The following is a 5,483-nucleotide window of genomic DNA, read 5'->3' on the forward strand; positions in this document are numbered from 1 at the left end:
AGGACACCGGTCAGAGGGTGGCCAGCAGGTCCTGCATTTCCTTGATTTCGGCTGTCTGTGAGGTCACGATTGCCTTGCTGAGCTGGATGGCGTCGGGGTTTTTGCCTTGGCTGATTTCAGTCTGGGCCATCGCCACGGCGCCCTGGTGGTGGGCGATCATCCCGGTCAGGAAAAGCTTGGCCGCTGCAGTACCCTGGGCGGCATCGAGCTTGTTCAGATCGTCATCGCCCATCATCCCGTCGCCCATGCCATGGCCGGAAGCCATCTGGGCCGGTTCGTTCCAGGTCCTGAGCCAGCCCGTCATCTGCTCGATTTCGGGTGCCTGCGCGGCCTTGATCTTGGTCGCGAGAGCGGTGATCCGGGCATCCATCCCCTGTTTCTTGAGCATCATGTCGCTCATCTCCACGGCCTGGGCGTGGTGCGGGATCATCCCTTGGGTGAACATGGTGTCCGCCGCGTTGTGGTCCGAGGTTGCCGGGGCTGAGCTCGAGGACATCCCCATCCCGGTTTGGCCCATGCCCGGCATGGAGCTGGCAGGTGTACTTCCGGAGGTCCCCGCGCAGCCCGCAAGGGCTATAACGGCGGCAATTCCAAGGGCAGAAATGGTCAGAGTCTTCTTCATGGAGTTCAAGTCCTTCAATCATCAAATCGTCGTTGTTGCACGACTGCGGATAACACGCCCATAACCGGCCGGAACAGCCGGCAGGTGCGTATCGGGTAAGCGGGGGCGCGCCGGGCAGGACACGGCGCAGCGCGGCCGTTTAGGTCCGGCTGATCGAAAGTTGGCCCGGAGAAGGACTTCGCGGAATGAATTCGTACCCGATGGCGGGGACGCCGGTGATGGGCCCGCCGCTGGAAGTCAGGGCCGTGGCGCCCGGTGGCGGTGCTGCCAGTGTCGTGGTCCCGGGAGAAGGGACGCAGTCACCGCCCATGGCGGACATCATTGTGCACGCGCCGGTATCGGCGCACGACGGTCCTGATGCGTGGGCGATACCCGGAGCTGTGGAGGTCCTCTGGATCTTGGCGATGTCTGCGGCGTGGCCGGGGTGCACGGGCGCCGGCATGGCATGAAGTGCCCCGGTGTCATGAGCGGTGGCCGCCGCCGGCATGGCGTGCGTGCCGGTCATGATGTGCATGCCCAAAATGCCGGCGACGATCGCCAGCAATCCCGCGAGAAGGGCACCCCGGAGGAGAAACGCCGTGGCGCGGCCGGCTGAGGTGGCGGTCATGGTGTTCCTCCTTCCGTGCGGTCTGGTTGGCTTCAAGGTTACCGGCCCGGGACGGGCCCCGGCGGCCCCGGGTTCAGCGGACCTGGGCGGGATTGAGTTTCAGCCGGCGCAGGAGCTGGGCGTTCAGGGCGACGACGATGGTGGAGACGGACATCAGCACGGCCCCGGCGGCAGGGGAGAGCACAACCCCGGCGAAGGCAAGCACGCCGGCGGCCAGCGGGACGGAGATGATGTTGTAGCCGGTGGCCCAGATGAGGTTCTGCCACATTTTCCGGTAGCTGGCCCGGGACAGGTCCAGCATCGACAGGACGGCCCGGGGATCGTTGCCGGCCAGGACCACGCCGGCGGATTCCATCGCGACGTCGGTGCCGGCGCCGATCGCGATGCCGACTTCGGCCCTCGCCAGGGCGGGGGAGTCGTTGACGCCGTCCCCGACCATGGCGACCTTGAGTCCGCGGGCCTGCAGTTCGGCGACCTTCTTGTCCTTATCGGCCGGGAGGACTTCGGCGAACACCTCATCGATGTTGAGCTCTTCGGCGACAGCGCGGGCGACCTGTTGGGCGTCACCGGTGACCATCGCGACCTTGATTCCACGGCCCTGCAGGGCCTTCACGGCCTGGCGGGATTCGGTGCGGACGGCGTCCTCGAGGCTCACAGCCCCCAGGATCCTTTGCCCGTCAATGACGTGCAGCACGGCCGCGCCGCGGTCCATCCACGCCCGGGTGGCGGCGCCCAGTGCCGGCGGTTCTTCCACGTCGAGGTCCCTGAGTAGAGCCGGGCCGCCGACCTGGACGGTCCTGCCGTCGACCGTGGCGCGGACACCGCGGCCGGTCATGGACGAAAATCCGGAAGCCACCGGAATCGCCAGCCCCTGTTTTTGTGCGGCACGGACGATGGCCCGGGCCACCGGGTGCTCACTGTCCGCTTCGACGGCTGCAGCCAGTGCCAGGAGATCGTCCCGGTCCACACCCTCGGCAGCAGCGACGTCCTTGAGTGCGGGTTCGCCCTTGGTGAGGGTCCCGGTCTTGTCGAAGAGCACGACGTCGACGGTCCGCATGCGCTCCAGGGCCATGCGGTTCTTGATCAGGACACCGGCCCTGGCGGCCTGCTCGGTGGAGATGGCGATCACCAGGGGGATGGCCAGGCCCAGGGCATGGGGGCAGGCGATCACGAGCACGGTGACGGTGCGGGTGACGGCGTCCGGGATGCTGCCCAGCAGGGACCAGACGATGAACGTGATGACGCCGGCTCCGGCGGCGAAGTAGAACAGGAACGCAGCGGCCCGGTCGGCCAAGGCCTGGGCCTTGGACGAGGAGGCCTGCGCCTCGGCGACCAGCCGCTGGATCCCGGCCAGGGCAGTGTCATCCCCGACGGCGGTAACCTGCACGCGGACGGTGTTGTCGGTGGCGACCGTTCCGGCAATGACTTTATCCCCGGGTGAGCGGAGGACGGTTTTGGATTCGCCGGTGATCATCGATTCGTCGAATTCGGCCTGGCCGTCGACGACCATGCCGTCGGCGGGCATCCGGGCCCCGGAGCGGACCAGAACGGTGTCCCCTGCCACGAGGTCGCTGACTTTGACGGTTTCCGTACCCTCGGCGGTGATCCGGTCCGCTTCGTCGGGCAGGAGGGCGGCGAGGGCGTCGAGCGCGCCCCGTGCCGAGCCGAGGGCGCGCATCTCGATCCAGTGTCCCAGCAGCATGATCGCCACCAACAGGGCCAGCTCCCACCAGAAGTCCAGGTCAAAACCGCCGATCCCGAGGCTCGTGACCCAAGAGGCAATGAACGCGACGCTGATGGCCATGGCGATCAGCAGCATCATCGCCGGTTTTCTGCTCTTGAGCTCTTCCAGGCCACCCTTGAGGAAGGGCTGGCCGCCATAGAAGAAGATCACGGTGCCCAGCACCGGCGGGATCCAGGCCGAGCCGGGGAAAACCGGGGGCATGTAGCCGAGCAGATCCGCGAACATGGGGCTGAAGTAGACCACCGGCACGGACAGGGCCAGCGTGAGCCAGAACCTGTTCTTGAACATCGCAACGCTGTGGCCGGCGTGCTGGCCGTGGGTGTGCACCGTGTGTTCATCGTCCATGCGGTGGGTATGGGCGTCAGGTGCGTGCGCGACGGCGGACAGGCTGGGGGGAGCGCCTGGCGCGGCCTGCCGGGCGGCAGGTCCGTTGTGGTGGTCGTGGTCCATTGCTGTGCTCCTTAAGAATTGTTCCGGTAGCGGGCGGCCCTGGGAGCCCTCCCTTCACGTTACGCCGCCGGGATTACCGGCCGGGCGTGAAGCTGTATCCGGCACCGGTCACAGCGTCGCGGACCGCGTCTGCGCCGGCGGTCCCGGCGACCGTCAGGCGGGATGTGCCCCCGGCGACGAGCTCCACAGTTGCGGATTCCACTCCGTCCACGGAGGCGACGGCCTTTTCGACGGTCTGGACGCAGTGCCCGCAGGTGAGTCCCTCAACCGAGTAAACGGAGCCCTCGGCCGCGGGCGGCGGTGTCGTTCGGGCCCCGGTCGAGCAACAGCCGCAGCCGGACGGCTCCGGCGCGGCGAGGGGAAATTGGGTCCGGGTGTCTGTTCCGCACATGTCAGCTGGATCCTTTTCGAGAAGGAGTAATGGGGTGCTGGGGTTGAACGGCTGTGATGGCCCGGCGAATTCCGCGGAGCCTGGACAAACCACTTCACTGACAACACCCCAAACATACCCCTAGGGGGTATGTCTGACAAGCAGGGGCGGGCGTGATGTTCCCCTTATGCGATGCGCCGACACGGGGCGCCGGGTGAAATCACAGCGATGGTGTGGGTACCGGTCCGCGCTCCGCCTGGCATATCACCGATGATTGCCCGTTAGTTTCCGCCGCCCATGCCCGGCATCGAGTGGTCCATGGTCTGAGCGTCGAACCACGCATGCAGCGCGGCGACGAGGACCGCATCGCTGGAACTGAAGGTGATCTTTGCACCCGTGGGTAGCTGCTCGTAGTGGCTCTGCATCCGGGACGCGCCGGCTTGCAGTTCCTGCAGGCCGGGCATGGCGGTCCCGTGGATAGCCGCTGGATCGCTGTAGTTACCCTGCGCGAATTGGTCGGCTTCCCTGCTTAGATGCTGCTGGATCAGGGTGACGTTGTGCTCGTCGCCGGAGCTGTTGGCGACGATCTGTTCGACCCCTCCATCGGGGGTTTTCGTGAAGGTGTGTGTGGTTGCGTTCAAATCGAACGGCATGACCTGGGCGGCGTGGGCCACCATCGTCTGTGCCTCTCCGTTGGCGGTCTGATGCCCTGTGGCCATGGCATAGCCGATGCCACCGGCCGCCAGGACCAACGCGGCGACGACGCCCGCAAGCCACCAGCGGCGACCCTTCCGGCGAAGGGGACGGCTGCTATCAGTGCTGGTCGGGGTGTTCATGTGCTGCTTCCACGAGGAGGGTCAGGGCGTCTACTACGGTCTGGCGACGGTCGGCCGGGATGGCCTCCAGAAGGCTGGAGAAGCGTGCAGCCCGGGCGGCGGCCAGCTCGCCCGCGGCTTGGCGTCCAGCGTCGGTCACTTCCAGCCACACGAGGCGTCCGTCACCATCGCGTCTGCGGCGCTGCACCCAGCCGCGGACTGTCAACTGGTCGACCAGACGGCTGACCGTACTCTTCGTCAGCCGTAGCCGCCCCGCGAGGTCGACCTGAGTGAGTGGACCGTCACGGTCCACCTCAGTCACCGCATGGGCCTCGGAAATCGATAAGGGCTGACCGCAGGGGGTTTGGTCCGGTTGATACAACCCAAACGCGCGCACGAAAGCGATAATCCGCGCCTGCAGCACCACCGCATCCGACTCGCTATCCTCCCGCATGGTTGCATGATACAACCACCTCGTTCGATGGTACAACCATCTACCCGGAGTGGCCATCGAAGCAATCAGCCACAACTTATCGAGCGAAAGACCGCCTTGAAAGCGCGGGTCATAGTTTTGTCTAACAGCACGGTCCCATACTGGTCCCGGCGCAGGCGACTTCTGACATTCAGTGCAGACGTCTTCTGACCGGGGCAGTCCCGACATCTGAAACGTCGGGTGGCTGGTGTCGCCGGCGATCTACATTCACCTCCGCATAAATTTCGTTTATGAAGTCCACCGGTTACAGGAAGCTGAAGCCCGAACACATCGTCTACGACCGGGCCACCCGCACTGTCCGCCTAGCTGTACTCGGCCAGGACGTTGGTTGCACGGTGAAAGGGTGAAGACCTCTTAGGTTGGTGGTTACCACACACACCGA

Annotated in this window: 6 protein-coding genes; all 6 read right to left on the reverse strand. The window is 65.8% G+C overall.

Annotated elements, in window-relative coordinates; genetic code table 11:
• Window positions 1-10: 10 nt before the first annotated feature.
• Entirely contained in the window at window positions 11-622 is a 612-nt protein-coding gene (locus tag BJQ90_RS14175) for a DUF305 domain-containing protein (protein ID WP_226760892.1), read from the reverse strand.
• Window positions 623-761: 139 nt separating this feature from the next.
• Window positions 762-1,229, reverse strand: coding sequence for a hypothetical protein (locus BJQ90_RS14180; protein ID WP_226760893.1), 468 nt, complete (start codon window positions 1,227-1,229; stop codon window positions 762-764).
• 73 nt (window positions 1,230-1,302) lie between these two features.
• Window positions 1,303-3,423 (reverse strand): copper-translocating P-type ATPase, encoded by a 2,121-nt coding sequence (locus BJQ90_RS14185; protein WP_226760894.1) that lies wholly within the window; start codon window positions 3,421-3,423, stop codon window positions 1,303-1,305.
• Between the two features lie 73 nt (window positions 3,424-3,496).
• Window positions 3,497-3,814 (reverse strand): heavy-metal-associated domain-containing protein, encoded by a 318-nt coding sequence (locus tag BJQ90_RS14190; RefSeq protein WP_226760895.1) that lies wholly within the window; start codon window positions 3,812-3,814, stop codon window positions 3,497-3,499.
• Window positions 3,815-4,074: 260 nt separating this feature from the next.
• Window positions 4,075-4,629 carry a hypothetical protein gene (locus tag BJQ90_RS14195; RefSeq protein WP_226760896.1) on the reverse strand — a complete coding sequence of 185 codons (555 nt, stop codon included), beginning with the start codon at window positions 4,627-4,629 and terminating at the stop codon, window positions 4,075-4,077.
• Window positions 4,607-5,062: a MarR family winged helix-turn-helix transcriptional regulator gene (locus tag BJQ90_RS14200; protein WP_226760897.1), complete on the reverse strand. Its 456-nt coding sequence runs from the start codon at window positions 5,060-5,062 to the stop codon at window positions 4,607-4,609. The genes BJQ90_RS14195 and BJQ90_RS14200 overlap by 23 nt, the downstream gene beginning before the upstream one ends.
• Window positions 5,063-5,483: the final 421 nt, after the last annotated feature.

This window comes from Arthrobacter sp. SO3 (genome assembly GCF_020532825.1).
GTDB lineage: Bacteria > Actinomycetota > Actinomycetes > Actinomycetales > Micrococcaceae > Arthrobacter.